This window comes from Pseudomonas sp. Sample_16, from assembly GCF_004307665.1.
Lineage (GTDB): Bacteria > Pseudomonadota > Gammaproteobacteria > Pseudomonadales > Pseudomonadaceae > Aquipseudomonas.
Window position 1 is genome coordinate 1 of sequence record NZ_RCOB01000086.1, and the last position, 1,501, is coordinate 1,501.

The window sequence follows — 1,501 nt, forward strand, 5'->3', positions numbered from 1 at the left end:
TACGGTAACTACATCGGCGGCGAGTTCGTCGCGCCTGTCAAAGGTCAGTACTTCACCAATACTTCGCCAGTCAATGGCCAACCGATTGCCGAATTCCCCCGTTCCACGGCCGAAGACATCGACAAGGCCCTGGACGCTGCCCACGCGGCGGCCGATGCCTGGGGCGCCACGTCCGCCCAGGCCCGCTCGCTGGTGCTGCTGAAAATCGCCGACCGCATCGAACAGCACCTCGAAACCCTGGCAATCACTGAATCCTGGGACAACGGCAAAGCCGTGCGTGAAACCCTCAACGCCGACATTCCGCTGGCCGCCGACCACTTCCGCTATTTCGCCGGTTGCCTGCGCGCCCAGGAAGGCAGCGCCGCAGAAATCGACGGCAACACCGTGGCCTATCACATCCATGAACCGCTGGGCGTGGTCGGGCAGATCATCCCGTGGAACTTCCCGATCCTGATGGCCGCGTGGAAACTCGCCCCGGCGCTGGCCGCCGGCAACTGCGTGGTGCTCAAGCCTGCCGAGCAAACGCCGCTGGGCATTACCGTGCTGGTCGAACTGATCGGCGACCTGCTGCCACCGGGCGTGCTGAACATCGTGCAAGGCTTCGGCAAAGAAGCCGGCGAAGCGCTGGCCACCAGCAAGCGCATCGCCAAGATTGCCTTCACTGGCTCGACCCCGGTCGGCTCGCACATCATGAAATGCGCGGCGGAAAACATCATTCCGTCCACCGTGGAGCTGGGTGGCAAGTCGCCGAACATCTTCTTCGAAGACATCATGCAGGCCGAACCGTCGTTCATCGAAAAAGCCGCCGAAGGCCTGGTCCTGGCGTTCTTCAACCAGGGCGAAGTCTGCACATGCCCATCCCGGGCGCTGGTGCAAGAGTCGATCTACGACGAGTTCATGGCCGTGGTGATGAAGAAGGTCCTGCAGATCAAACGTGGCGACCCGCTGGACACCGACACCATGGTCGGCGCCCAGGCGTCCGAGCAGCAATTCGACAAGATCCTTTCGTACCTGGAAATCGCCAAGGGCGAAGGCGCCGAACTGCTGACCGGCGGCAAGGTGGAAAAACTCGAGGGCAACCTGGCGAGCGGGTATTACATCCAGCCGACACTGCTCAAGGGCACCAACAAGATGCGCGTGTTCCAGGAAGAAATCTTCGGCCCGGTGGTGAGCATCACCACCTTCAAGGACGAAGCCGAAGCCCTGGCGATTGCCAACGACACCGAGTTCGGCCTCGGCGCCGGCCTCTGGACCCGCGACATCAACCGCGCCTATCGCATGGGCCGCGCCATCAAGGCCGGTCGTGTGTGGACCAACTGCTACCACCTGTACCCGGCGCACGCCGCGTTCGGCGGCTACAAGAAATCCGGCGTCGGCCGTGAAACCCACAAAATGATGCTCGATCACTACCAGCAGACCAAAAACCTGCTGGTGAGCTACGACATCAATCCGCTGGGCTTCTTCTGATTCGGCGCGATACCGCGTAACGGCTATCGCGGGC

General features: G+C 62.2%; 1 protein-coding gene. It reads left to right on the forward strand.

The window, feature by feature from the left end; translation table 11 throughout:
- Positions 1-1,467, forward strand: a 1,467-nt coding sequence (locus D8U69_RS12490; RefSeq protein WP_130907408.1) for an aldehyde dehydrogenase family protein, incomplete at its 5' end; no start/stop codon positions are given.
- Positions 1,468-1,501 lie beyond the last annotated feature (34 nt).